Genomic DNA, 21,201 nt, shown 5'->3' with positions numbered 1-21,201 from the left:
TTTTTTTTGCAAATTGAGTCAAGATACCTTATTTGATAAAGTGTGGGATTTACACAAAGTTGCAAATCTTCCTGGTGGCTCCGATCAAATCTTAATCGGTCTTCACCTTATTCATGAAGTTACTAGCCCGCAAGCATTCGGAGCTCTAAAAGATAAAAATTTAAAAGTAAAATTCCCTCAAAGAACTGTAGCTACAGTTGATCATATTGTGCCAACAGATAATCAAAGCAGGCCTTTCAAAGATAATCTGGCAGAACAAATGATCGATACTTTAGAAAAGAACTGTATCGAGCACAAAATTAAATTTTTTAATATTGGGAGTGGTAATCAAGGAATAGTTCATGTAGTAGCTCCTGAACTTGGTTTGACCCAACCAGGCATGACTATTGCTTGTGGAGATTCTCATACATCAACTCACGGAGCCTTTGGGTCAATTGCTTTTGGTATTGGTACTAGCCAAGTAAGAGATGTACTTGCTAGTCAAACCATAGCTATGAATAAGCTCAAAGTCAGACAAATTTGGTGTGAAAATAAATTATCAAATGGAATTTATGCTAAAGATTTAGTGCTACATATAATTAATCAACTCGGAGTAAAAGCAGGAGTAGGTTATGCCTATGAATTTGCAGGTCCTGCCATAAGTGAATTATCAATGGAAGAAAGGATGACTATATGCAATATGTCCATTGAAGGAGGAGCAAGATGCGGTTATATAAATCCTGATGAAAAAACCTTTAGTTATATGAAGGATAAATTATGCTCGCCTCAAAATGAAAATTGGGAAAAAGCCGTTAAATGGTGGAAATCATTAGAAAGTAGTGATAATTGTGTTTATGATGATGTATTCAAGTTAGATGCTTCTAAAGTAGAACCTACCATTACATGGGGTATTACGCCTGGGCAAAGTATCGGCGTAAATCAAAAAATCCCTTCATTAAATCAAATACATCCAAACGACCAATTTATTGCTGAGGAGGCATATGAATATATGAGTTTCAAACCGGGACAATCAATTAAAAATACTCCAATTGATGTTTGTTTTATTGGGAGTTGTACAAATGGAAGGATAAGTGACCTAAGAGTTGCCGCTCAAGTTTTGGAGCATAATAAAGTAGCAAAAAATATAAAAGCTTTTGTAGTTCCAGGCTCAGAGAAGGTTGCGAAAGAAGCGAAAGAGGAAGGTCTTGATAAAATATTTATAAAAGCAGGTTTTCAGTGGAGAGAACCTGGTTGCTCAATGTGTTTAGCAATGAATTCAGACAAACTCATTGGGAATCAAGTAAGTGCCAGCTCTAGCAATAGAAATTTCAAAGGTAGACAGGGTTCTCCAAATGGAAGAACGCTTCTCATGAGTCCAGCAATGGTTGCCGCTGCATCAATTACAGGAAAAGTTAGTGACGTAAGAGATTTTATTAACAAATGAGTTCAAAATTTATACCGCCAATAGGAAAATTTTCTCAAATAAATGGTAAATGTATCTCATTAGTTGGAGATGATATTGATACCGACAGAATAATTCCTGCTCGATTTCTTAAATGTATTGATTTTGATTCCTTAGGTAAATCTGTTTTTGATGATGATCGCAAAACTCTTAAAGGGAAGCACCCCTTTGATTTAGAGACTAATAAAGGAGCTTCAATACTTATTGTTAATAGTAATTTTGGATGCGGTTCAAGCAGAGAGCATGCCCCTCAAGCATTGATGAGATGGGGAATAAAAGCCATAATTGGAGAAAGTTTTGCAGATATTTTTTATAGTAACTGTATTGCAATTGGAATTCCATGCTTTAATCTTCCAAAGGAATCGATAAAAGAAATCCAAAAATATCTGGATATTAAAAATTTATTCTTAGAGATTGATCTTTTAAAATCAACTGCAAAAGGAGAAAAATTGAAATTTAATCTTGAAATAAAAGAAACTTCAAAAAAAATGTTTTTATCTGGAGAATGGGATGCTACTTCAAAACTACTTGAAAATAAGGATTTAATTGAAAACAAATTAAATGCTTTACCTTATATAAATTTTAATTCTAGTTTCTAATAGCTATTCGAAGCCAAATAATGTAAAAGAAATACCTCCTGCTTCATTATGAGGTTGATAAAAAATTCCAAATTCATAAGATCTTTTTTTCCAATTTAATGAGATTTTAGAATTTATAAAATCACCATAATCTTTTGAATCACTATCCAAATTTAGGCTAGCATTACTTTTAAGAATAAGTGGTCCAAATAATTGTTGGTCAAAGGCAATATCTAAGGTAAATTCATCAGCAATTTGATCAAATTTAAATAAACTATCTCCACTTTTTATCTTATAAAAAGGTAATAAACTTATTCTCGTATAGTCAAAATATTTTTTTTGTAAATCCCCTAAAATAAATTCAGGTCCAGCACCAAAACCCAAGTATTGTTGATTGTTGCCATTTTTATAAAAAGCATAAAATAATTTTAAACTAGTATTAAGACTTAGCCCTTTGTTTATTGGCTCAGAAATATATTTAAACGAACTATCAATAAATTTGTTTAAAACCTTATTACCATTTAGTGGTATTTTTTGATCTGATGAATACAACAAACTACCTTTGATACTAGTAACCAGGTTCTTACTATTTAAAGTTTCGCCTTTAAAATTACCCAACCCTAAAGATAAAGTTTCAGATTTAGTAATACCATTAACTTCCCAAGTATTTTGTTTTTCTAGTTTGGAACCATAGCCTATATACACTTGAGATTCACCTAACGATCCGTTCCAAACCCTATCTCTAAAAACTCCAAAAAAACTTTTATCCCATATTGAGTTTAAAAAAGAAATTTCTTTACTTAAATTAGACTTAACTCGTAAAGAATTTGAAGATTCATCAGGATCAAAAGAATTTATTTGCTTATCTATTTCCAAATTCCAATTACTAATTTTTCCTTTAATTCGAGAATTAAAACCAAAATAGTCTTCCCAATATGCATCTCTTTTAACCTTATCAGCAGTTATTGAATCTCCCTTACTTATAAAACTTTTGGTATGCCCCTGAAGTGATCTTTGTATTAAGAATTGTGGTTCTAAATCAAGAAAAAAATCACCAAATAAATTTATTGAATTTAATTTTCTACCAATGAAATAGCCATCTTTATCCACATTGTCATAACCTATATTCCATCTATTTTCAAAAGAAAAACTTTCTCCTGATTTCGTCAAAGTTCTTTCACCAAACCAGAAGGGAACTGAAATCTTCTCATCCAAAATTAAATAATTTAAAGAAGACTTGAATCTTAGTTGGTCTTTTCTAGAGATAGCTTCAAGCGAATTGATCTCTATCTTAACTTGCTTTAATTCAATTAAATCATTAGTAAAAATAGCTTTTTCACTCTTCCATTTTTCCCCATCAATTTCTATTTTATCCGTTATAAGTATCCAATTTTTTAAAGCTCCAGGGGTATTTAAAACTTTTTCCTTAAATATCTCTTTTGAAATTTCACTATTTTTAATATCTGAAGTTTCAACATTAGAAAACAAATCATCAATAAGATTATCTGTTTTTATTAATCCTTTGACATCTAACAAATACCCTTTCTTACTATTGAAATCATATTGAAATCTATTCATCTTGAATAGTTGCTCACCAATACTCAAAGAAATATTTCCTTTAGCACTTACAGTCTTTTGCGTTTTATCATAAATTAGACTATCTGCTTTAAGAATATTACCTCGATAAAGAACAAGGACATTGCCCTTTGCCTTTAAAATATTATTTTCTTCAGATTGTATTTCAGATTGGATCTCTAACTCGTTTTTGTTATCAAAAGAGTTAGCTAAAAGTTTTGGAGACCCATCCTTATAAGGATGTAATATCTCGTTTTTAGCATTACTTCTATAGTTATATTCAGATCTTGGAAATGGTCTTTTACTGGAAACATCTATGTTTTTTGGAAAAACATTATTAACCCAATTGACGCTTTTTGATTGAGAGAAATTTTTTGAATCAATAGCAAAAAATTGTGTTGCTTTACTCGAAGGAGATAAGTTTATTAATGCGGAAACAAAAAATATAGCTTTTATGAGTTTTCTAATCTTGATAATGTTGAACAAATTAAAAGAGAAAATTAATCTTGAGGACTTTCTAAGTCTTTTCTATTAGGTGTTCTTGTAGGATCACTAGCTAAAAAACCAAATAGAAAGATTCCTACGAAGAAAAAAACGATTGTGTAAACTGAAATTTTTAAGGCGAGCATGGAATTGCAAATACTAACAGATTTATATCCTATTAAATTTATATTTAAATTATGTGAAAAGGTTTACTTTTTGTATTTTTGGTAAATTTTGAAATACTTTTTACATTTATAAACTTGTTTTAAAAACCCTAATCATCATGATCGTCCCAGGGATCAGTTAGTTTCGCCGCTTTTGGACCGAAAGCTGTCCATAGTCCAAAACCCGTTAAAGCTAATAGTACAGCCAGTATTGTAACTGCTACAGAAACAGCAGGATCTGGTGCGGATGATAAAGTTTGCATCAATTTTAGTAAATTTGTAAACAATTTATGTATTAACTCTTATACAATAACTAAATAAATTTGATTTAGAGAAATTACTATGGGCCAAAAAACTGCATTAGGAACTCTTTTAAAAGCTATTGGAAATTCAGGTCAAGGAAAAGTTGTTCCTGGATGGGGGGCTGTTCCTATTATGACCGTAATAGGTTTACTTTTATTAGTTTTTCTTGTTATCCTCCTACAAATTTATAATCAATCTTTACTCCTTCAGGGATTCTCAGTCGATTGGAATGGAAATTAAACTTCTTTAAATTATTTTTGTAGAGTAATTAAATTAATATTATATAAAATTTTTTAAATAGGTAAAAATTAATAATTTCATAAATAAGAAAATAAAAATCTTTATTTTGTGTTCTCATTCACAATTAAAAACCCTTGTTATGTTTCTATTTTATAATTTATAAAAATTTACATATGAAATTATAATTATGAACAATAATGAGAAATTTATAATTGGTTTGGGCAATCCTGGTAAAGAATATATTCAAAATCGACATAATATTGGTTTTTTACTACTTGAAAATTTTTCTGAAAAATACGATTCTAAATTTACTTTGAAAAATAAGCTTAAAAGTTGGTATTCAGAATTCAAAATAAATAATTTTACTTATAGATTATTTATGCCGAACACTTTTATGAATAACAGTGGAAATGCTGTAAGGGCGATAGTGGACTGGTACAAAATAGATTTGGATCGTCTTTTTATAATAGTTGATGATATTGATCTACCCCTGGGTAAAATTAGATTTAGGAAAAAAGGAAGTTCTGGAGGACATAACGGAATTAAAGATATCATTAATAAATTGCAGACTGAAAATTTTAATAGAATAAAAATAGGTATAGGGTCCCCACCCGTTAATGAAAGAAAGAAAACCCTCAATACTATTTCCCATGTCTTAGGAAATATATCTTCAAAAGAAAGTTTAACTTTGGATAGAGTTTATAAAAAATTAATCGAATCACTCATAGAACTAAATGATAAAAATGAAGATTATATTATTAGTGAATTAAATTCCTTCCATAGAGAAGAAAATTTATAAATGAAAGCAAAGCCTGAGACAACTGCACATGTAAGTGTTAAAGAGTATTGTTTCACCAAAAAAGAAGTAAAAGGAGTTGTGGAAGCAAGCGATTTCAAGTGGACCTTCACATGGTCATTTGGAAAAGGAGTTTTGTTTGTAACCCCCCCTTTAGGAAGAGCATTAATTCAAGATTCATTATTGAGATTCTTTTTAAAGAAAGATTATGAACTTGAAGCAGGAAATGAATATAAATTCATTATTTCAGCCAAGTTTTAGTCTTAAGTTTTACACTTACATCAAATTTAATTTTGAAATAATCTTCCATAATAATTAACGCAGCTAATGCATCTAAATTTTTATTCAAAATAAATATCTCTCTTGGTAAAAAACATTTTATGCCTGTTAATGGAAAAATTTCAAAATATCTTTGTTTAGCCCTATAAGTTGAATTTTTTTCTTCAGCAATAATCAAATCAGGCTCAAATTGATTTAAATATTTTATGTAATTTTTACTACTTGTTCCATTGCCAATTAACAACTGAACGTTTTTTCCGCTCTGATATTTTTTTTTAACATATTGCAAAAGTAGATGACTTTTAATAACTACTGCTTCGTAAACTTTTTTTTCTTTGATATCAGCTATTATCACTCCACATTTCGATATCCCCGGATCAATAGTTATAACTCTAGACATCTAAGATTCTGGATAATTTACATTTAGTTCAACAATCACTGGTTGAGCAGTCTTACTGTTAAACAAAGAGACTGCTTCTAATTCAAAATTAGTTTTATCATTTTTATTTAAGAAGTCTCTTAATTCTTTTATAGAATCGCCTCGCAATTTAATTTCATTTACAAGTGAACCTCTTCTCTTAATTTCGGCCAAACTAGAAGATAGTAGAAAATTTACCTTATCGCCAAAATCTTTTTTATTAAAATCTTCTTGTTTGAAGTCAATTTTTGTTATTTTTTCACCTTTTCTAACTATTATTTTATTTTCTGTTATTTCAGGAAAAGCATACACAAAATTTTCTCCTGTTAGAACATTTCTGACAGATTTTATATTTATTACCCAATTACCACCTTTTAAAATAATATTTTGCATTTCTTCGATATGATTTTTTCTTAATAACAATAAATTTTTAACTTCTTTATTTTTTGGTTTAACTATCTTATGAGTATATCTATTGGCATTGATAATAATTTTTTCTATTTTAGATTTAATGTCTTTCAGGTTAGAAGAACTTATCTCTGAAATAATTAAAGATTGCCCACTTCTTATTACAAATTTCCCGCTTCTTAATGCAATTATATTCCTTTCTAATTGCTTAAATTCAGTCTCTTTAGCTTTTATTTTATTTTCTAGTTTTTCTCTTTCTTTTTCTAAAGGTATCAAAACTTGTTTACTTTCTTGAAGTTTTTTCTGTAAATCTCCTAACCTAAATAACCCTACTCTCAACTGTCTATTTACTAATATCATTAAGAACAAAGATGAAGCACTTATCAGACTGCCTGTCAAAATTGTAATTAAAATTGCAGTTTTTTTGGGTCTTAACTTTAAAATGCTAAACCTAGCCTTACCTATCTTTGAACCTAATAAGTCACCTAACGTTGAAATTAAACCTCCAAGCAGTAATAAGAAAATAATGAAAAGCCAACCAGACACAATATATCTAAATATTTAATTACCATTAATAATAGAGAATGAATTGATTAAATATCAATTAAATCTTTTTGAAAGTGCTATTGGATCAAAAACTGTAATCTTCTTTCTTTCAATAGTTAATAATCCTGAATCTTTCAAATCTCCTAATAATCTTGTAATGGTAACTCTTGTAGAACCTATTGCCTCTGCTATAGCTTGATGAGAAAGTCTTAAATCAATAGTAATACCTTTTTCACTTGCCACTCCAAAATCTCGACACAAAACCATCAAAAAACTTACTAGGCGAGATGACATGTCTCTATGTGTAAGAGTTTCTATCATTGTTTCTGTTTGTAGAATCCTGCTTGAAAGGCCTTGCAAGAGTAATAGACCAACGGATGCATCTGCTTCAATTGCTCTCAAAACAGAATTTGCAGGAGCTGTAATCATTTCAACTCTTGTAAAAGCAATAGCATGATAAAAACGATCAGACCTATGTCCTGTTAGGAGAGATAAAACTCCAAAAAGGCTATTTTCCCTTAACAAGGCAACAGTAATTTCTTCTCCTGATTCATAAACTCTTGATAACCTTACTGCTCCTCTTCTTATTAAATAAACTCTTTCAGCAGGATCTCCAGGGAAAAATATTGTTTTCGATCTCTCAACCATTTCTGTACTTGCTCCTTCAAGACCTTTTATGACTTCCATTAATGTTCTATTAATCGGAAAACGTTCACCAATAGTATTAATAGTATTTTGTCCGGAAGGTTGCGGAGTTAAGCGGCTGAATCCTCTAGAAGCAGGTGACATAAATATCTTTACTATTAAAAAACTTAAGAAGACAGCAAGAAATAACTTGTATCAACAGTAACATTTTTCAATTCTTATATTTTTTAAAAAATTATTATAAAAAAAAATTCTTTATTCTAAGAAGCTACTTTAAGGAAAATTACACTATATGCAGTGTTATAAAATTCTAACTATACTGAATATAGAAAAGTAAATTCAAAAATAATGGTAGCCAGTTCGTCAAATAGTTATTTAACAACTAATAATGAAGTTGTAAACATAAATAAAAATAAAGAATTTAAATTAAGAAAGATAAATCAAAATGGCCAAATTCAGATTTATCAATCTTCATACCGAGGAAGTTATTCATCCATTATCAGAGATTCACTAAGAAATGCAGCTTTAGGAAGAAAAGTACTTTTAGTTCAACTAATGAAAGGAGGTGTAAAACAAGGAATTTCCAATGCTCAAAAGCTTTGCGGTAATCTTACCTGGATAAGATCTTCTAATTCTTATGATCAATATGAGTCAGAAAACATAAACAATAATATATCTAAATCTATTAATAATTCAATAATAGAATTATGGGATTATTGCAAAAAAGAATTACTTTATGGAGAATATGATCAAATTATTCTTGATGAAGTTTTTTTAGCTGTAGAGATGAATATTATCAGTAAAGATGATTTGATTTCAACACTTGAAAACCGATTTATATCAGGAGATGTAATCCTTACTGGTACATCCATTCCAAAAAAATTCTTGTTAATGGCTGACCAAATTACAGAACTTCGCTCATAGAAATTATGCTCAAAAATGATCTCTGGATAAACCAAAAAGCTTCTAAAGGCATGATAAATCCTTTTCAATCAAATTTAGTCAGACATCTAGATCCTAATAATAAAAAAAATGCAGTTTTAAGTTACGGATGTTCTTCATATGGCTATGATTTAAGACTTTCTTCTAAAGAGTTTTTAATATTTAAGCATGTCCCAGGAACAGTTATGAATCCAAAGAAATTTAATCCTGATAATTTAGAAAAAACCATTCTTCACGAAGATAAAGATGGTGAATTTTTTATTTTACCTGCTCATTCTTACGGCCTAGGAGTTGCTTTAGAGAAAATGAAAGTACCAGAAAATATTACTGTGATTTGTATCGGTAAAAGTACTTATGCTCGTCTCGGAATTATAGTAAATACAACTCCAGCCGAGGCCGGTTGGGAGGGGCATCTTACATTAGAGTTCAGCAACAGTTCAGGTGCAGATTGTCGGATTTATGCAAATGAAGGTATTTGTCAACTATTATTTTTTGAGGGTGATCCTTGCTCTACAACATATGAAGATAGAAAAGGTAAATATCAAAATCAACCAGAAAAGGTTACTTTAGCCAAAATTTAATATGAGTAAAGTTGAGCTAATTTCATTAACTCCAGAGGCAGAAAAAACAATGGCTTATATCGCCAGAGTCTCTAATCCTTCGAATCAGGCTAATGATAAATTCGCCGGATTATTAAGATATTGCATAAAACATGAGCACTGGTCAGTTTTTGAACAATCATGCATGACATTGAAAATCGAAACTAATAGAGGTATCGCGGCTCAAATTCTTAGACATAGATCATTTACTTTTCAAGAATTCTCACAAAGATATGCTGAAACTAGTTTACTAGGAAATGAAATACCTATCCCAAACTTAAGAAGGCAAGATCAAAAGAATCGTCAAAATAGCATTGATGACATACCGGATGAACTTAAAATAAAATTTTCAGAAAAAATTTCAAAACACTTTCAAGAGGCAAATAAACTATACGAAGAAATGCTAAATGAAGGGATTGCAAAGGAATGCGCTAGATTTATTATGCCATTAGCTACCCCAACAAGAATTTATATGACTGGTTCCTGCAGGTCTTGGATTCACTATATACAGCTAAGATCAAAAGAAGGAACACAAAAAGAACATATGGAAATAGCTGAAGACTGTAAGAAAGTATTTATCAAATATTTTCCATCTGTATCTGAAGCATTGAATTGGGAATAAATTTATCCGTGACTTCTTGGAGAGGATTGATAATTTTTATTGTCTTTGATTATTGAGAATTCTGAATTTAGAATTTGTGAATCACCTCTAAATTTATCGTATAAATTATCGAGAGATTCTTTTATAGAATCTTCTTCCTGTTTTCCAATAAAAGTGAGTTCTAAATTGGAATCATTATCAAAAATATTTATTTGTGGAATTCCATTAACATTGAAATTTCTTATGTATTTTTCCCATTTTGGATTATCTACATTTAAAAAAACAAAATTTATATCTTTTTCATATTTATTTTTAATATCTTCAACTTTTGGAGCCATTTCCTTACAAACTTCGCACCAATCTGCATAAAACTCAAGAAAAGTAGGTTTATTATTTGTAAAAGCTATTTCAGGATCAATAGATGATTGTCCAAATTTCTTAAGAAGAAAAGTGGGTTGAAATATAAAATTTTTCAAGACAAGTGCAGAGCAAATAATTAGAGCAAAAAATAATATCAGTATCGATTTTTGCGAGGAATTTAAAAAGGATTCTTTATTACCAGATTGCATTATCTAATCATTTACTTTTTATATTTTATATAGATAATATAATTTAAGAGAGCATTATTCTTTTTACTTTTAATCAACTTATAATATAAATACACTTGGAAAAATACTTATACTTATAGAAGTAATAATATGCAATCTATATTTGGAACTGATGGAATAAGGGGAATATTTGATAAAGAATTAACATATTCTTTAGCATATAAGGTTGGATATGCTTTAGGAGTTTCAACGAAAACCAATAATCCAATACTAATCGGAAGAGATACAAGAGTAAGTGGATATATTCTTATAGAAGCTATATCAAGAGGAATTAATGCAGCAGGAAAAGAATTTATATATTTAGGAATCTGTCCTACACCAGCTATCCCGTTCTTAATAAAAAAAGAAAAATTTAGTGGTGGGATTATGATATCGGCGAGCCATAATCCTCCTGAATATAATGGTATTAAAATATTTGATAATAATGGAGAAAAAATTAAAAAGAAATTAGAAAATCAAATAGAACTGATTTTAGAGACAGCAAACAACCTTAAATTATCTACTTATAAAAAAACATCTATAAGGGAAAATAATAACCTTTTTAATATCTATACAGAAGGACTTATTAATACTATGGGGGATGAAAACTTAGATGGAATGAAAATAGTTTTAGACACATGTTACGGATCTGCAACTACCTGCGCAGCAAGTATTTTTCAGAAACTAGGAGCGAATGTCAAAGTTATTAATAATGAGCAAGATGGTTTAAAAATAAATTTAAATTGCGGTTCTACATGTTTGGATCCAATAATTAAAGCCATAAAAGAGAATAATGCTGATATGGGATTTAGCTTCGATGGAGATGCCGATAGAGTTATTGGGGTTGATTCAGAGGGCAATATAATAGATGGAGATCACATACTCTTTCTATGGGGAAGAGAACTTTTAGAAGAAAAATTACTTACAAATAACACAATTATCTCAACAAAAATGGCCAATTTAGGTTTTGAAAATACTTGGAAGAAAATTGGGGGGATTTTACATAGAACTGAAGTTGGAGATAAATTTATATTTGAAGCAATAAAGAAAAAAAAGGCTTTATTAGGAGGGGAACAATCAGGTCATATTCTTTCAAAAATTAATGACTTTTGTGGGGATGGAATATTAACAGCAATTCAAATATCAAAATACTGCAAGAAAAAAAATATCAGTTTAAGATCTTGGCTTAATAGTAGCTTCTCACCATATCCTCAAAAACTAACTAACGTATTATTAAATTTTAAATTCAAAAATATTGATAAATCATATAAGGAATTCATTAATGAAACTATAGAAAGTTTTTCAAATATTAAAAAAGATAATTGTAGAGTTTACATACGTCCAAGTGGAACGGAACCTGTTTTACGTATATTAGTTGAAGCACGAAATCAACAAGAAGTAGATTCATTATCGACAAAAATCACGGCCGAACTTAGTACAAAAATCTATAAAATATCTAAAACTTTTTGAATCAAATTTTCTTATAAATACTTTCATAAATTTTAAGTTGATTTAATATTACATATTTTTCTCTATTAGTTTGAATTCTATTTGGATTAAAACTTTCACAAAAGTCAACATCTTGATATGGTATTTTTTTGAACTTTATACTCTCGGATATTGTGAGTTCCATATGATCAAAAAGATCTCTTACATCTGTTTTAATAAAGATTAAAGATCCTTTTTTCATTGAATTTGAGAGTAGATTTAATAATTTAGGCTGAATTACACGTCTTTTATGATGTTTCTTTTTAAACCATGGATCAGGAAAATTAAAAGAAATACTAGTTATTAAATTAATAATTGATTTATTATTAGTTTGGTTAAAAATGTTATTAGCATTACCAAATGAAAAATATAAATTTTTATTTTCTCTACTTTTCATTTTCAAATTAGCATTTAAAACTAATTTTTCTCTAATTTCAATTCCTATATAATTCCAGTTTTTATTTTTAAGTGATAATTCGAATAAAAATTCACCTGAAGCGCAACCGATATCTAAATGGAGAGGTAATTTTGGGTTTTCAAAAACTTGATTCAAAGGAGGTATTGGATCTATTTCAAAGAAATTTTTACTGAGTGGATTTACATGCTGTCTCATAAAAATTATTTAATTATTTCGTAGTAGAAATTAATATGGTGCATATTATTCATAACTATGACAATAATAAGTTAATAAGCAGGTGGGTAAGGTTTAATATTTATGTGTGTTAAAAAGAAAAAGTTTTGAACAGTCTTAATCAGCTTTCCATTTGGCTATCTTTTCAACTTTCATTAGTCTTTATAGTTGGTCTTCCTTTAACTCTGCTTTGTTGGTCAATAAAAAACAAAAGTAAAGCCATTACAAAACTTTTATCTAATTATTGGAAAATATCAATTCTATTCTTCATAAGTCTTATCCTCCTAATTGGAGAGTACAATTTCGCTCTCTTAATTACAAATATTTCGACATTAATAATGACAATCTCAATATGGTTTTGGAATGATATTAATGACGAGTTAAATGAATATAGAATATCTCATGCATTAACTACAACTACGAAAATTTGGCGATGGTCTATAACTTTTATATCTTTAATTTTTTTAATTCAAAGTTTAAATAATATTAATTGTGTTTCTTTTATTAATTCTGCGCAATGTGAAATTTGGCTTAAACCTTCAACAAATTTTTACTTGATTTTAAAAAATTTATTTAATTTCTTATTTGGAGCTAGCTTTTCGCAACCAGTTGCAAAATTTTTAGGATTATTTGCCTTATTAATATATACATTAGGTTTATTACAATGGGCGATAATTAAATTCCCAAAAAGTGGTCGGAATTCTGGTTTTTCGAATTATGGCAGGAATTGATTTTATCAAAAACTTAGAACATATAAGTTTTAATATTCCAAATAGTCTTTAAAAATATAAGGTTACTTAATCAAGGGAATATTCTAAAGAATTTTTATAAATAATAATTTAAAGAGTATGTAGTTGATCAAAAATAACAATACTGCAATTGATTTAAATCAACTATTTATAAATTAATAATATTTGCACATCTCTCGCATAATTTAGTGTTTTCAATCCCTTTAACTGTAATATTTTGATAATGCCAACATCTATCACATTTAAGACCTTTAGCTTTAAGAATCTGAATCTTTCCAAGTTCATTATTATCGATACTTAAACAATCCTTAGATAAATTATTAACTATATTAAAATCAGAAACTATCAACCAATCTCGGTATAAATCCACTTCTTTATTGCCAAATTTATCAAGCCAAGAAAGAGAATTTTTAAAAAACTCATTTTCAGGGAGGTAATTAACCTCAGTCTCAAGAGCAGCTCCAATCATTTGTTGGGTTCTACAACCTTCTATTGCTTTATTAATTTCTACACGTAATGTTCTTAAATTAGAAATATGTTCATTAAGTTCGGGATTAAGCCATGACTCAGGAAATTTTGGCCATCTTCTTTCAAATACTGATTTTTCAATAGTTGAATATGGGATATTTTGCCAAATATCTTCAGCCATATGACAAAGAACTGGAGAAATAATGACAGCTAAATTTTCTACAATTCTGGACATCACAAACTGACAAGATCTTCTCCTAAATTGAGTTTTAGCACTTACATATAATCTATCTTTTGCGATATCTAAATAAAAATTAGATAAATCCACAACACAAAAACTTTGCAATATTTGGAAAAACTTTGAAAATTCGTAATTTTCATATGCAATTGTTACTTCATCTGAGACCTCAACTAGCCTATTTAACATCCATTGATCTAATAACGGCAACTGATCAATATCAATTTCCTCTAATGCAGGATCATAATCATGAATATTACCTAAGAGATATCTAGCTGTATTTCTTACTTTTCTATAAACATCTGAAAGTTGTTTTAAAATATTTGATCCAATTGGTACATCAACTGAGTAATCAACAGAACTAACCCAGAGCCTAAGGACATCCGCTCCATAGGCAGGTTGTATTTTTTGGTTAGGACCACCATTAATAATGATATTAGGATCAACAACGTTACCCAAGGATTTACTCATTTTTCTACCATTCTCATCTAAAGCAAATCCATGAGTTAAAACTGTCTTATATGGCGGCTTATTATTTACTGCTACTGAAGTTAGCAAAGATGATTGAAACCAACCTCTATGTTGATCAGATCCCTCTAAATACAAATCGGCTGGATATTGTAATTCTTCCCTTTGCTCACAAACTGCGGCCCAACTAGAACCTGAATCAAACCAGACATCCATAGTATCTAGCCCTTTTTCCCAACGATCAGATTCATTTCTATATTTTTCTGGCAATAGTTTCTTCTCATCCCATTCCCACCATACATCTGCTCCATACTCCTCAAATAAACTTTTTATATGGTTAATAGTTTCAGTATTAATAAGTACTCCTTTCCCTTCTTTTTCATAGAAAACAGGTATTGGCACTCCCCATGACCTTTGTCTAGAAATACACCAATCACCTCTTCCAACAACCATTGAATAAATTCTTTTCTTACCTGTTTTTGGCATCCATTCAACATCTTCTATTGCTTTCAAGGCTGAAGATCTAAATCCCTCTACTGATGCAAACCATTGTTCAGTTGCTCTAAAAATTGTAGGTTTTTTAGTCCTCCAATCATAAGGATATCTGTGTTTATAATTTTCTTTTAAAAGGAGTAAGTTATTTTTCTCTAAATCTTCAATAATCAAATCATTAGCATCTTTCAAAACATTTAATCCGCAAAACTTTTCAGCATGCTTATTTAAATTACCTTTTTCATCGACAATGCAGGTTATGGGTAATTGATATTTTTGCCCAACATTAAAATCATCCATGCCATGACCAGGGGCAGTATGCACAATTCCTGTCCCAGATTCAGTGGTTATATAATCACCTCCAATTACAATATTGCAAAACTTATTTTTTGTAGGATGCTTATACTCAAGACCCTCTAGCAATGATCCTTTTACATCTAATAAAACATTAAATTCTCTATCTAGCTTTTCACAAATTTCAGAAATTAAATCTCTAGCAAAAAGATATATATTACCGTTTTGATCTGAGGCAAAAACATAATTTATTCTAGGATTAATAGCTACTGCTTCATTACCAGGAATTGTCCATGGAGTAGTAGTCCATATAGCTATAAATAATTTATTTAAACTAGAAAGTAATTTGTTTCTCAGATCTTTTTCTTCTAATTTAAGAAGAACTGCATCTGATAATTTAGTAATATTTAAAGAAACATAAATACTTTTTGAAAAATGCTCCTCTGGATACTCTAATTCTGCTTCTGCAAGTGCTGTTCTAGAACTTGGACTCCAATGAACAGGTTTTAAACCTCTATATATATAGCCATTTAAGAACATCTTCCCAAAAACACCAATCTGAGCAGACTCATAATTTTTTTTAAGTGTTAAATAGGGATTATCCCAGTCTCCCCAAATACCCCATCTCTTAAAGCCCTCTAGTTGATTGTTAATTTGAATCTTTGCATAATCTGTTGCTTTTTTTCTTAAACCTAAAGAATCTAAATTTCTTCTTTCATTGGATTTTAAACTTTGTAGAACCTTTAACTCAATTGGTAACCCATGGCAATCCCAACCAGGTATAAAATGAACTTTGAAACCTTGTAAGGTTTTGTATTTATTAATAATATCCTTTAAGACTTTATTTAAAGCATGTCCCATGTGGAGGGAACCATTCGCATAAGGGGGGCCATCATGCAAAGTAAAATTTTTACCTGAGTTAGTTGAACCCAACTCCAAATCAATCTTATTTCTTGACCAGAATTCATGAATCTCTGGTTCCCTAATTACTGAATTAGCTCGCATCGAAAAATCAGTCTTCAATAAATTCAAAGTTTCTTTATAGGAAAAGCCAGATTTTTTTTCTTTGTTATGTTTTGATTTCATTCGAAATTAGAGAATTTATTTATAATCGATTAATTTATTTAATTATTTACCCTCATTGATTGTATCTTTTGTAGATTTATTTGTTGCTTTTTTTGGCATCTCTAAAGTCAGTAAATTATTTTTATTTGAATTAACTATATTATCATTTTCATCATTCCTAACCCACTTTTTTTTATTTAAATTTTCATTTTTTCTTCCAAATTTGAAAATATTGTTTGAATTTAAAAAATCTTGCCTTGCTAGAGAGATGGCCTTTAAAAAAATTGAAAGATTTTTTTTCAATTCCTCTAAAGTCAGTAAATTATTTTTCTCTTGATTAGTTAATTGATTCCACCTTATAGAAAATATTTCTACTATATAAAAAGTCAGTAATGTAGTAATGACACTAAAAATTAAATAATTTAAAGTATTAAAAATATTTTGTTTATAAATTAATAACATCCCAATTACTAGGTTTAAACCACCTTTTATAAAATCTCTTGGTCTACCTAATTCAATATATATTAAAGGCATTAACAAAAATATAATTCCAAAGAATAAATATAAAAAGCCTAAATAAATTGTCAAAAAAATTCTTATTAATATTTAAATTATAGTAAATATGCAAATAGTTAACTAATTTAGTTGCTTAATAAAAATTTTCCCTTGTAATGCGGTCGGGGAGACTTGAACTCCCACACCCGAAGATACGAGTACCTAAAACTCGCGCGTCTACCAATTCCGCCACGACCGCTTAATTAAATTTTAGTTTAGCAAGGTATATTTTAAAAATATTTTTTACTTAAGATCCTTAATTTGACACATAATACTAGGCTCGATAATTTCAGAAAGATTTAAAAATGTTTGATATTGTTATGCAATCACTATAAATTATTGGTTATATTAATCATAGATTAAAAGAAACAATTTCAAACTTAACTAGTAAAAATAAAAATATTCAAACTAATTCCTCCAAGACATATAACTGGAACAGGGAGATCAAAAATTATGTCGACCCTCCTAATTTTTGGAATCCTACATTAGGTCTATTTTTTGGTGGTTATTTTCTTGCATTTCTGAGTATATGGCAGTGGTATCGGGGAGTTTGGCCTCTACCTCTTCTAGTCGCCACTGCATTTCTTGCTCTTCATATTGAAGGAACCGTGATACATGATGCATGTCACAAGGCTGCCCATCCCGTGCCCTGGATAAACCAAGCAATGGGACATGGATCAGCTATACTGTTAGGCTTCAGTTTCCCAGTTTTCACTAGAGTACACCTACAACATCACATTCATGTAAATGATCCCAAAAAAGATCCAGACCATATTGTGAGTACTTTTGGGCCTATTTGGCTTATTGCTCCAAGATTTTTTTATCATGAAATATTTTTCTTCCAGAAAAAACTCTGGAGAAAATATGAATTACTACAGTGGGGAATAGAGAGATCGATATTTATAACAATCATTTTAGCTGGCTTAAAATTTGACTTTATGAACTTAATTTATAATTTATGGTTTGGTCCTGCATTAATGGTTGGAGTCACTTTAGGTATTTTCTTTGATTATCTCCCTCATAGGCCATTTCGCTCAAAAAATAAATGGATAAATTCAAGAGTTTATCCAGGCAATTTTTTGAATATCCTCATAATGGGTCAAAATTATCATTTAATCCATCACCTATGGCCTTCAATCCCCTGGTTTGAATATAAAATAGCTTACGAAAAAACCAAACCTTTATTAGACATCAAAGGTTCACCTCAAAGAGTAGGGATTTTTGAAACTAAAGGTGATACTTTTAATTTTATTTATGATCTAATTATAGGGATAAGAAGTCACAAAAGTAAAAAAGGAAAACTTAGAAAAATAATAAATTCATTCCCAAATTTTAAAATAAGAAAAATTTTACTAAAGATAGTTAATAAGACTTATATCGGTGGTAACTAGCTATTCATTAATAATTTTTGGCACTTTGAAAAATTTATTTTCTCTTGAAGGCGCCAAATCTAAAATTTCCTCCGAATTTTCATAGTTTTTCTTTTCATCTTTTCTCAATACATTGACCACTTCTATAGCTCTAGTAGTGCATGGAATATCCTCGGTATTAATTTTCTCAAGTTGTTTAATATATTCCAAAATTTTTTCTAACTGTTCTGCATGCTGATTAATCTCACTCTCATTTAGTTCTAGTCTTGCTAATTGTGCTACTTTTTTAACTTCATCACTACTAATTCGTTTCATTTGTTTTCAATTATCAAAAAATCAATTACATCATAGATATTAAAGGATTTTCACAAACATTACTTAAGCCTTTAATGAATTAAACAAAATTGATAACAATATATTTATAAAATCTCATAAAAGAGAAAAAATTTTTTTATGCTTCAAAAGCTAGACTTAATTGTATTTCACCGTTAAAAATAAGCTTAGATAAGTATTTAAAAATAGATCAACAATCTTTAAAAAAAAATTTTTTTTACAGGCACTCCAAGCTTGTAGCACCTGACTTAATTGGATGTTATCTGATTAGAAATAGAATTGATAAAGGCCTAATTAAAGGTATGATAGTTGAGACTGAAGCTTATTCACAAGAAGAAGAGGCTTGCCATGGATATAATAAAAAAACTCTTTCTAATAAAGTATTGTTTGGTGAGCCAGGAAGATTTTATATTTACAGATCTTACGGAATTCATCATTGCTTAAATATTGTTACTGATAAAGATAATTTTGCAAGTGGTGTTTTAATAAGGGCGGTTTTTATATCAAATAAAAACGAAAGGTTAGCTTCTGGCCCAGGATTAGTAACCAAAACATTTGAATTAGATAATAAATTCAATTCCCTCGAAATTCTTAATAATAAATGTTTGTGGATCAGCAAAGGAAAGTCATATTTAGAGAAAAAAGATTTAATTCAAACAACAAGAATTGGCATTTCTAAAGCAAAAAATATAAAATGGCGTTGGTATCTTAAAAGGAGCAGAAGTATTAGTAAAAGGGAAAAAGGTGATAGAAATCCTAATTTAAAAAATTCAACTAATAATTTGTCTGGTGTAACATAATGGGAAATTGGCCTCACAAACATATCCTCACACTTTCAAATTTCTCAATAGATGATTACGAATCAGTTATTGAGTTAACTGAAAGATTTAAATCTCTTAATAATGCCGGGACAAAAAAAATACCTGCTTTACAAGGAAAGTTAATAACATCAATATTTTTTGAGGCTAGTACTAGAACTCGCAATAGTTTTGAGCTTGCTGCCAAAAGGCTATCTGCAGATGTTCAAAGCTTTTCTCCTTCTTCAAGTTCTTTAAGTAAAGGAGAAACCCTCATAGATACTGCACTAACATATGCTGCCATGGGGTCTGATATTTTAGTCATTAGACATTCATCTAGCCATGTCCCTTTAGAAATTTCCAAAAAACTCGATGCATCTAAAGCAAAAACTTCGGTTCTTAATGCAGGTGATGGTTTACATAGCCACCCTAGTCAAGGATTACTAGATCTTTATACATTAATAAAATTCTTTTCTCCAAAATTACTGAAACCAGAGATATTAAATTCTAAAAAAATATTAATAGTTGGTGATGTAATTCACTCTAGAGTTGCCAGATCAAATCTTTGGGCATTGACCGCATTTGGGGCAAACATAATCTTGTGTGGTCCACCCACACTTATTCCTGAAGAATTTACTGATTTTGTAAGTAGTTCTCCACCAAATCAATTAAGAGACCCTATTTCTTCAAGAGGTTCTATCACAATTTCGAGTTCATTAGAAGAATCCATTAAATGTGCAGATGCAGTAATTGTTTTAAGATTACAAAAAGAAAGAATGATAGAGAATTTATTAAGCAGTATTAAATCGTATAGTGAAAATTATTGTTTGACTCCAGAAAAACTATCCTTGAATTGTAAAGATATTCCTATTTTGCACCCAGGGCCTATTAATCGTGGCATTGAAATCAGCAGCAGAGTTGTTGATGAATATCCAAATTGCCTAATAAATGATCAAGTTTCAAATGGTATTCCGACAAGAATGGCTTTACTTTATCTATTAAGTAAATTCAATAATTAAATTTAAAGCAATTTTAGACTTTCAGTAAAAAAACCGTAAAACAAACCTAATCTTAAGGAATCAAGTAATAATACTAATATTTTTTTTCTTTTATCAAAACGTAATCTACGTCTAAATTTTATCAAAATTTCAATAAAAAAAACTGATAAAAAAGCTCCTACCGGGTCAATTAATTCAACGACTGCACTTATCATTCCTAATGAACTCCCAAAAAAGTAACCAGTCAAAACAACAGTTAAAGCTAAAGAATATCTACGCCATGGATTTACTGCCCATTGGCTTAAACTGTCAAAAGTTTCAATAACTAATCGTTGAAATTTAGTCTTTTGGGGTTTAAAAAACATTCTGAATCTTAACTAACTGCTGGATCTATTCATAATTTATTTAACTTTAGGATTACCTTCAATTAATTCAAGTAAAGCTTCCATTTGGGCAAGAATTCCTCTTATTTCTCCAGGTTCAGGAAATAATCCATCATCTTGAATTCCTAAATGCATTTCTCTTAATTCCTGCCTTAAATAACGCAAATGACTTACTATTTGCTCTTTTTTTGTTTGTGACATAATTGATATTTCGTCATTCTTAGTTTAAATAATTTTTTTTTTAAAAGAATTAATAATTTGTGTCTA

General features: G+C 29.4%; 26 protein-coding genes and 1 tRNA gene. 13 read left to right on the top strand and 14 right to left on the bottom strand.

The window, feature by feature from the left end; translation table 11 throughout:
• The first annotated feature begins 13 nt into the window (after positions 1-13).
• Both leuC and leuD read left to right on the top strand, forming a co-directional pair.
• A complete protein-coding gene (gene leuC / locus TX50_RS01325; protein WP_011131893.1) occupies positions 14-1,423 on the top strand; it encodes a 3-isopropylmalate dehydratase large subunit in 1,410 nt (469 codons plus the stop codon).
• The gene (leuD, locus tag TX50_RS01320; protein WP_011131892.1) at positions 1,420-2,040 is read left to right on the top strand and encodes a 3-isopropylmalate dehydratase small subunit; all 621 of its coding nucleotides are present in this window, start codon (positions 1,420-1,422) and stop codon (positions 2,038-2,040) included. Before leuC ends, leuD begins: the two co-directional genes overlap by 4 nt.
• Positions 2,041-2,043: 3 nt before the next feature.
• Here the strand turns inward: leuD and TX50_RS01315 are convergent, their stop codons facing one another.
• The 3 genes from TX50_RS01315 to psbN all read right to left on the bottom strand — a co-directional run bounded on the left by TX50_RS01315 (position 2,044) and on the right by psbN (position 4,504).
• Positions 2,044-4,080, bottom strand: coding sequence for a DUF3769 domain-containing protein (locus tag TX50_RS01315; protein WP_011131891.1), 2,037 nt, complete (start codon positions 4,078-4,080; stop codon positions 2,044-2,046).
• Between the two features lie 14 nt (positions 4,081-4,094).
• Entirely contained in the window at positions 4,095-4,223 is a 129-nt protein-coding gene (locus tag TX50_RS01310) for a photosystem II reaction center protein I (protein ID WP_002805124.1), read from the bottom strand.
• Positions 4,224-4,351: 128 nt separating this feature from the next.
• Positions 4,352-4,504, bottom strand: a complete 153-nt coding sequence (gene psbN, locus TX50_RS01305; protein ID WP_011131890.1) for a photosystem II reaction center protein PsbN — start codon at positions 4,502-4,504, stop codon at positions 4,352-4,354.
• Positions 4,505-4,583: 79 nt separating this feature from the next.
• Here psbN and psbH point away from each other — a divergent pair, with 79 nt between their 5' ends.
• The 3 genes from psbH to TX50_RS01290 all read left to right on the top strand — a co-directional run bounded on the left by psbH (position 4,584) and on the right by TX50_RS01290 (position 5,841).
• Positions 4,584-4,784, top strand: a complete 201-nt coding sequence (psbH, locus tag TX50_RS01300) for a photosystem II reaction center phosphoprotein PsbH (protein ID WP_011131889.1) — start codon at positions 4,584-4,586, stop codon at positions 4,782-4,784.
• 187 nt (positions 4,785-4,971) lie between these two features.
• The gene (gene pth, locus TX50_RS01295) at positions 4,972-5,583 is read left to right on the top strand and encodes an aminoacyl-tRNA hydrolase (protein WP_011131888.1); all 612 of its coding nucleotides are present in this window, start codon (positions 4,972-4,974) and stop codon (positions 5,581-5,583) included.
• The gene (locus tag TX50_RS01290) at positions 5,584-5,841 is read left to right on the top strand and encodes a DUF3146 family protein (RefSeq protein ID WP_011131887.1); all 258 of its coding nucleotides are present in this window, start codon (positions 5,584-5,586) and stop codon (positions 5,839-5,841) included.
• On the opposite strand, the gene TX50_RS01285 is transcribed toward TX50_RS01290, so the two are convergent.
• From TX50_RS01285 to ntcA, 3 genes are read right to left on the bottom strand one after another with little or no spacing between them, the layout of a single operon-like run.
• Positions 5,822-6,259: a hypothetical protein gene (locus tag TX50_RS01285; RefSeq protein WP_011131886.1), complete on the bottom strand. Its 438-nt coding sequence runs from the start codon at positions 6,257-6,259 to the stop codon at positions 5,822-5,824. The two genes, TX50_RS01290 and TX50_RS01285, sit on opposite strands and share 20 nt — an antisense overlap.
• The gene (locus tag TX50_RS01280; RefSeq protein ID WP_011131885.1) at positions 6,260-7,231 is read right to left on the bottom strand and encodes a DUF3084 domain-containing protein; all 972 of its coding nucleotides are present in this window, start codon (positions 7,229-7,231) and stop codon (positions 6,260-6,262) included.
• Positions 7,232-7,285: 54 nt separating this feature from the next.
• The gene (ntcA, locus tag TX50_RS01275; protein WP_011131884.1) at positions 7,286-8,020 is read right to left on the bottom strand and encodes a global nitrogen regulator NtcA; all 735 of its coding nucleotides are present in this window, start codon (positions 8,018-8,020) and stop codon (positions 7,286-7,288) included.
• A 204-nt stretch (positions 8,021-8,224) separates the two neighbouring features.
• On the opposite strand from ntcA, the gene TX50_RS01270 reads away from it, so the two are divergent.
• From TX50_RS01270 to thyX, 3 genes are read left to right on the top strand one after another with little or no spacing between them, the layout of a single operon-like run.
• Positions 8,225-8,800 (top strand): cob(I)yrinic acid a,c-diamide adenosyltransferase, encoded by a 576-nt coding sequence (locus TX50_RS01270; RefSeq protein ID WP_011131883.1) that lies wholly within the window; start codon positions 8,225-8,227, stop codon positions 8,798-8,800.
• 5 nt (positions 8,801-8,805) lie between these two features.
• The gene (dcd, locus tag TX50_RS01265) at positions 8,806-9,399 is read left to right on the top strand and encodes a dCTP deaminase (protein WP_011131882.1); all 594 of its coding nucleotides are present in this window, start codon (positions 8,806-8,808) and stop codon (positions 9,397-9,399) included.
• A 1-nt stretch (position 9,400) separates the two neighbouring features.
• A complete protein-coding gene (gene thyX, locus TX50_RS01260; RefSeq protein WP_011131881.1) occupies positions 9,401-10,039 on the top strand; it encodes an FAD-dependent thymidylate synthase in 639 nt (212 codons plus the stop codon).
• 2 nt (positions 10,040-10,041) lie between these two features.
• Here thyX and TX50_RS01255 read toward each other — a convergent pair whose 3' ends face one another.
• Positions 10,042-10,587, bottom strand: a complete 546-nt coding sequence (locus TX50_RS01255; protein WP_011131880.1) for a thioredoxin family protein — start codon at positions 10,585-10,587, stop codon at positions 10,042-10,044.
• Between the two features lie 129 nt (positions 10,588-10,716).
• On the opposite strand from TX50_RS01255, the gene TX50_RS01250 reads away from it, so the two are divergent.
• Complete coding sequence (locus TX50_RS01250; RefSeq protein WP_011131879.1) at positions 10,717-12,075, top strand: phosphoglucosamine mutase; 1,359 nt, start codon at positions 10,717-10,719, stop codon at positions 12,073-12,075.
• 1 nt (position 12,076) lies between these two features.
• Here the strand turns inward: TX50_RS01250 and trmB are convergent, their stop codons facing one another.
• Positions 12,077-12,706, bottom strand: coding sequence for a tRNA (guanosine(46)-N7)-methyltransferase TrmB (gene trmB / locus TX50_RS01245; protein ID WP_011131878.1), 630 nt, complete (start codon positions 12,704-12,706; stop codon positions 12,077-12,079).
• Between the two features lie 125 nt (positions 12,707-12,831).
• Between trmB and TX50_RS01240 the strand changes: the two genes are divergently transcribed.
• A complete protein-coding gene (locus TX50_RS01240; RefSeq protein ID WP_011131877.1) occupies positions 12,832-13,455 on the top strand; it encodes a DUF3177 family protein in 624 nt (207 codons plus the stop codon).
• A gap of 166 nt (positions 13,456-13,621) precedes the next feature.
• Here TX50_RS01240 and ileS read toward each other — a convergent pair whose 3' ends face one another.
• From ileS to TX50_RS01225, 3 genes are all read right to left on the bottom strand, one after another.
• The gene (gene ileS, locus TX50_RS01235; RefSeq protein ID WP_011131876.1) at positions 13,622-16,519 is read right to left on the bottom strand and encodes an isoleucine--tRNA ligase; all 2,898 of its coding nucleotides are present in this window, start codon (positions 16,517-16,519) and stop codon (positions 13,622-13,624) included.
• A 42-nt stretch (positions 16,520-16,561) separates the two neighbouring features.
• Positions 16,562-17,032, bottom strand: a complete 471-nt coding sequence (locus TX50_RS01230) for a hypothetical protein (protein ID WP_225866760.1) — start codon at positions 17,030-17,032, stop codon at positions 16,562-16,564.
• A 138-nt stretch (positions 17,033-17,170) separates the two neighbouring features.
• Positions 17,171-17,252 (bottom strand) — tRNA-Leu (locus tag TX50_RS01225).
• Between the two features lie 322 nt (positions 17,253-17,574).
• Here TX50_RS01225 and TX50_RS01215 point away from each other — a divergent pair.
• The gene (locus tag TX50_RS01215; protein ID WP_152556156.1) at positions 17,575-18,444 is read left to right on the top strand and encodes a fatty acid desaturase; all 870 of its coding nucleotides are present in this window, start codon (positions 17,575-17,577) and stop codon (positions 18,442-18,444) included.
• Here the strand turns inward: TX50_RS01215 and gatC are convergent, their stop codons facing one another.
• Positions 18,445-18,738: an Asp-tRNA(Asn)/Glu-tRNA(Gln) amidotransferase subunit GatC gene (gene gatC / locus TX50_RS01210; RefSeq protein WP_011131874.1), complete on the bottom strand. Its 294-nt coding sequence runs from the start codon at positions 18,736-18,738 to the stop codon at positions 18,445-18,447. It lies immediately after the preceding gene.
• A 116-nt stretch (positions 18,739-18,854) separates the two neighbouring features.
• On the opposite strand from gatC, the gene TX50_RS01205 reads away from it, so the two are divergent.
• Together TX50_RS01205 and TX50_RS01200 are read left to right on the top strand one after the other, a co-directional pair.
• On the top strand, positions 18,855-19,556 hold the full coding sequence (locus TX50_RS01205; RefSeq protein WP_327077679.1) for a DNA-3-methyladenine glycosylase: 702 nt from the start codon (positions 18,855-18,857) through the stop codon (positions 19,554-19,556).
• Positions 19,556-20,572, top strand: a complete 1,017-nt coding sequence (locus TX50_RS01200; RefSeq protein WP_011131872.1) for an aspartate carbamoyltransferase catalytic subunit — start codon at positions 19,556-19,558, stop codon at positions 20,570-20,572. Before TX50_RS01205 ends, TX50_RS01200 begins: the two co-directional genes overlap by 1 nt.
• A gap of 2 nt (positions 20,573-20,574) precedes the next feature.
• Here the strand turns inward: TX50_RS01200 and TX50_RS01195 are convergent, their stop codons facing one another.
• A complete protein-coding gene (locus TX50_RS01195; protein ID WP_011131871.1) occupies positions 20,575-20,916 on the bottom strand; it encodes a DUF565 domain-containing protein in 342 nt (113 codons plus the stop codon).
• A gap of 36 nt (positions 20,917-20,952) precedes the next feature.
• Positions 20,953-21,135, bottom strand: coding sequence for a hypothetical protein (locus TX50_RS01190; RefSeq protein ID WP_011131870.1), 183 nt, complete (start codon positions 21,133-21,135; stop codon positions 20,953-20,955).
• Positions 21,136-21,201 lie beyond the last annotated feature (66 nt).

This window comes from Prochlorococcus marinus subsp. pastoris str. CCMP1986, assembly GCF_000011465.1.
Classification (GTDB): domain Bacteria; phylum Cyanobacteriota; class Cyanobacteriia; order PCC-6307; family Cyanobiaceae; genus Prochlorococcus_A; species Prochlorococcus_A pastoris.
This window is presented reverse-complemented; position numbering and strand designations above follow the sequence as displayed.

Coding starts and splice junctions, on each gene's coding strand:
- TX50_RS01200 (WP_011131872.1), top strand. CDS start 19,556: ATGGGAAATTGGCCTCACAAACATATCCTCACACTTTCAAATTTCTCA.
- pth (WP_011131888.1), top strand. CDS start 4,972: ATGAACAATAATGAGAAATTTATAATTGGTTTGGGCAATCCTGGTAAA.
- trmB (WP_011131878.1), bottom strand. CDS start 12,706: ATGAGACAGCATGTAAATCCACTCAGTAAAAATTTCTTTGAAATAGAT.
- dcd (WP_011131882.1), top strand. CDS start 8,806: ATGCTCAAAAATGATCTCTGGATAAACCAAAAAGCTTCTAAAGGCATG.
- TX50_RS01195 (WP_011131871.1), bottom strand. CDS start 20,916: ATGTTTTTTAAACCCCAAAAGACTAAATTTCAACGATTAGTTATTGAA.
- psbN (WP_011131890.1), bottom strand. CDS start 4,504: ATGCAAACTTTATCATCCGCACCAGATCCTGCTGTTTCTGTAGCAGTT.
- TX50_RS01270 (WP_011131883.1), top strand. CDS start 8,225: ATGGTAGCCAGTTCGTCAAATAGTTATTTAACAACTAATAATGAAGTT.
- TX50_RS01310 (WP_002805124.1), bottom strand. CDS start 4,223: ATGCTCGCCTTAAAAATTTCAGTTTACACAATCGTTTTTTTCTTCGTA.
- TX50_RS01255 (WP_011131880.1), bottom strand. CDS start 10,587: ATGCAATCTGGTAATAAAGAATCCTTTTTAAATTCCTCGCAAAAATCG.
- TX50_RS01190 (WP_011131870.1), bottom strand. CDS start 21,135: ATGTCACAAACAAAAAAAGAGCAAATAGTAAGTCATTTGCGTTATTTA.
- psbH (WP_011131889.1), top strand. CDS start 4,584: ATGGGCCAAAAAACTGCATTAGGAACTCTTTTAAAAGCTATTGGAAAT.
- thyX (WP_011131881.1), top strand. CDS start 9,401: ATGAGTAAAGTTGAGCTAATTTCATTAACTCCAGAGGCAGAAAAAACA.
- TX50_RS01250 (WP_011131879.1), top strand. CDS start 10,717: ATGCAATCTATATTTGGAACTGATGGAATAAGGGGAATATTTGATAAA.
- ntcA (WP_011131884.1), bottom strand. CDS start 8,020: ATGTCACCTGCTTCTAGAGGATTCAGCCGCTTAACTCCGCAACCTTCC.
- TX50_RS01290 (WP_011131887.1), top strand. CDS start 5,584: ATGAAAGCAAAGCCTGAGACAACTGCACATGTAAGTGTTAAAGAGTAT.
- ileS (WP_011131876.1), bottom strand. CDS start 16,519: ATGAAATCAAAACATAACAAAGAAAAAAAATCTGGCTTTTCCTATAAA.
- TX50_RS01230 (WP_225866760.1), bottom strand. CDS start 17,032: ATGCCTTTAATATATATTGAATTAGGTAGACCAAGAGATTTTATAAAA.
- TX50_RS01285 (WP_011131886.1), bottom strand. CDS start 6,259: ATGTCTAGAGTTATAACTATTGATCCGGGGATATCGAAATGTGGAGTG.
- gatC (WP_011131874.1), bottom strand. CDS start 18,738: ATGAAACGAATTAGTAGTGATGAAGTTAAAAAAGTAGCACAATTAGCA.
- leuD (WP_011131892.1), top strand. CDS start 1,420: ATGAGTTCAAAATTTATACCGCCAATAGGAAAATTTTCTCAAATAAAT.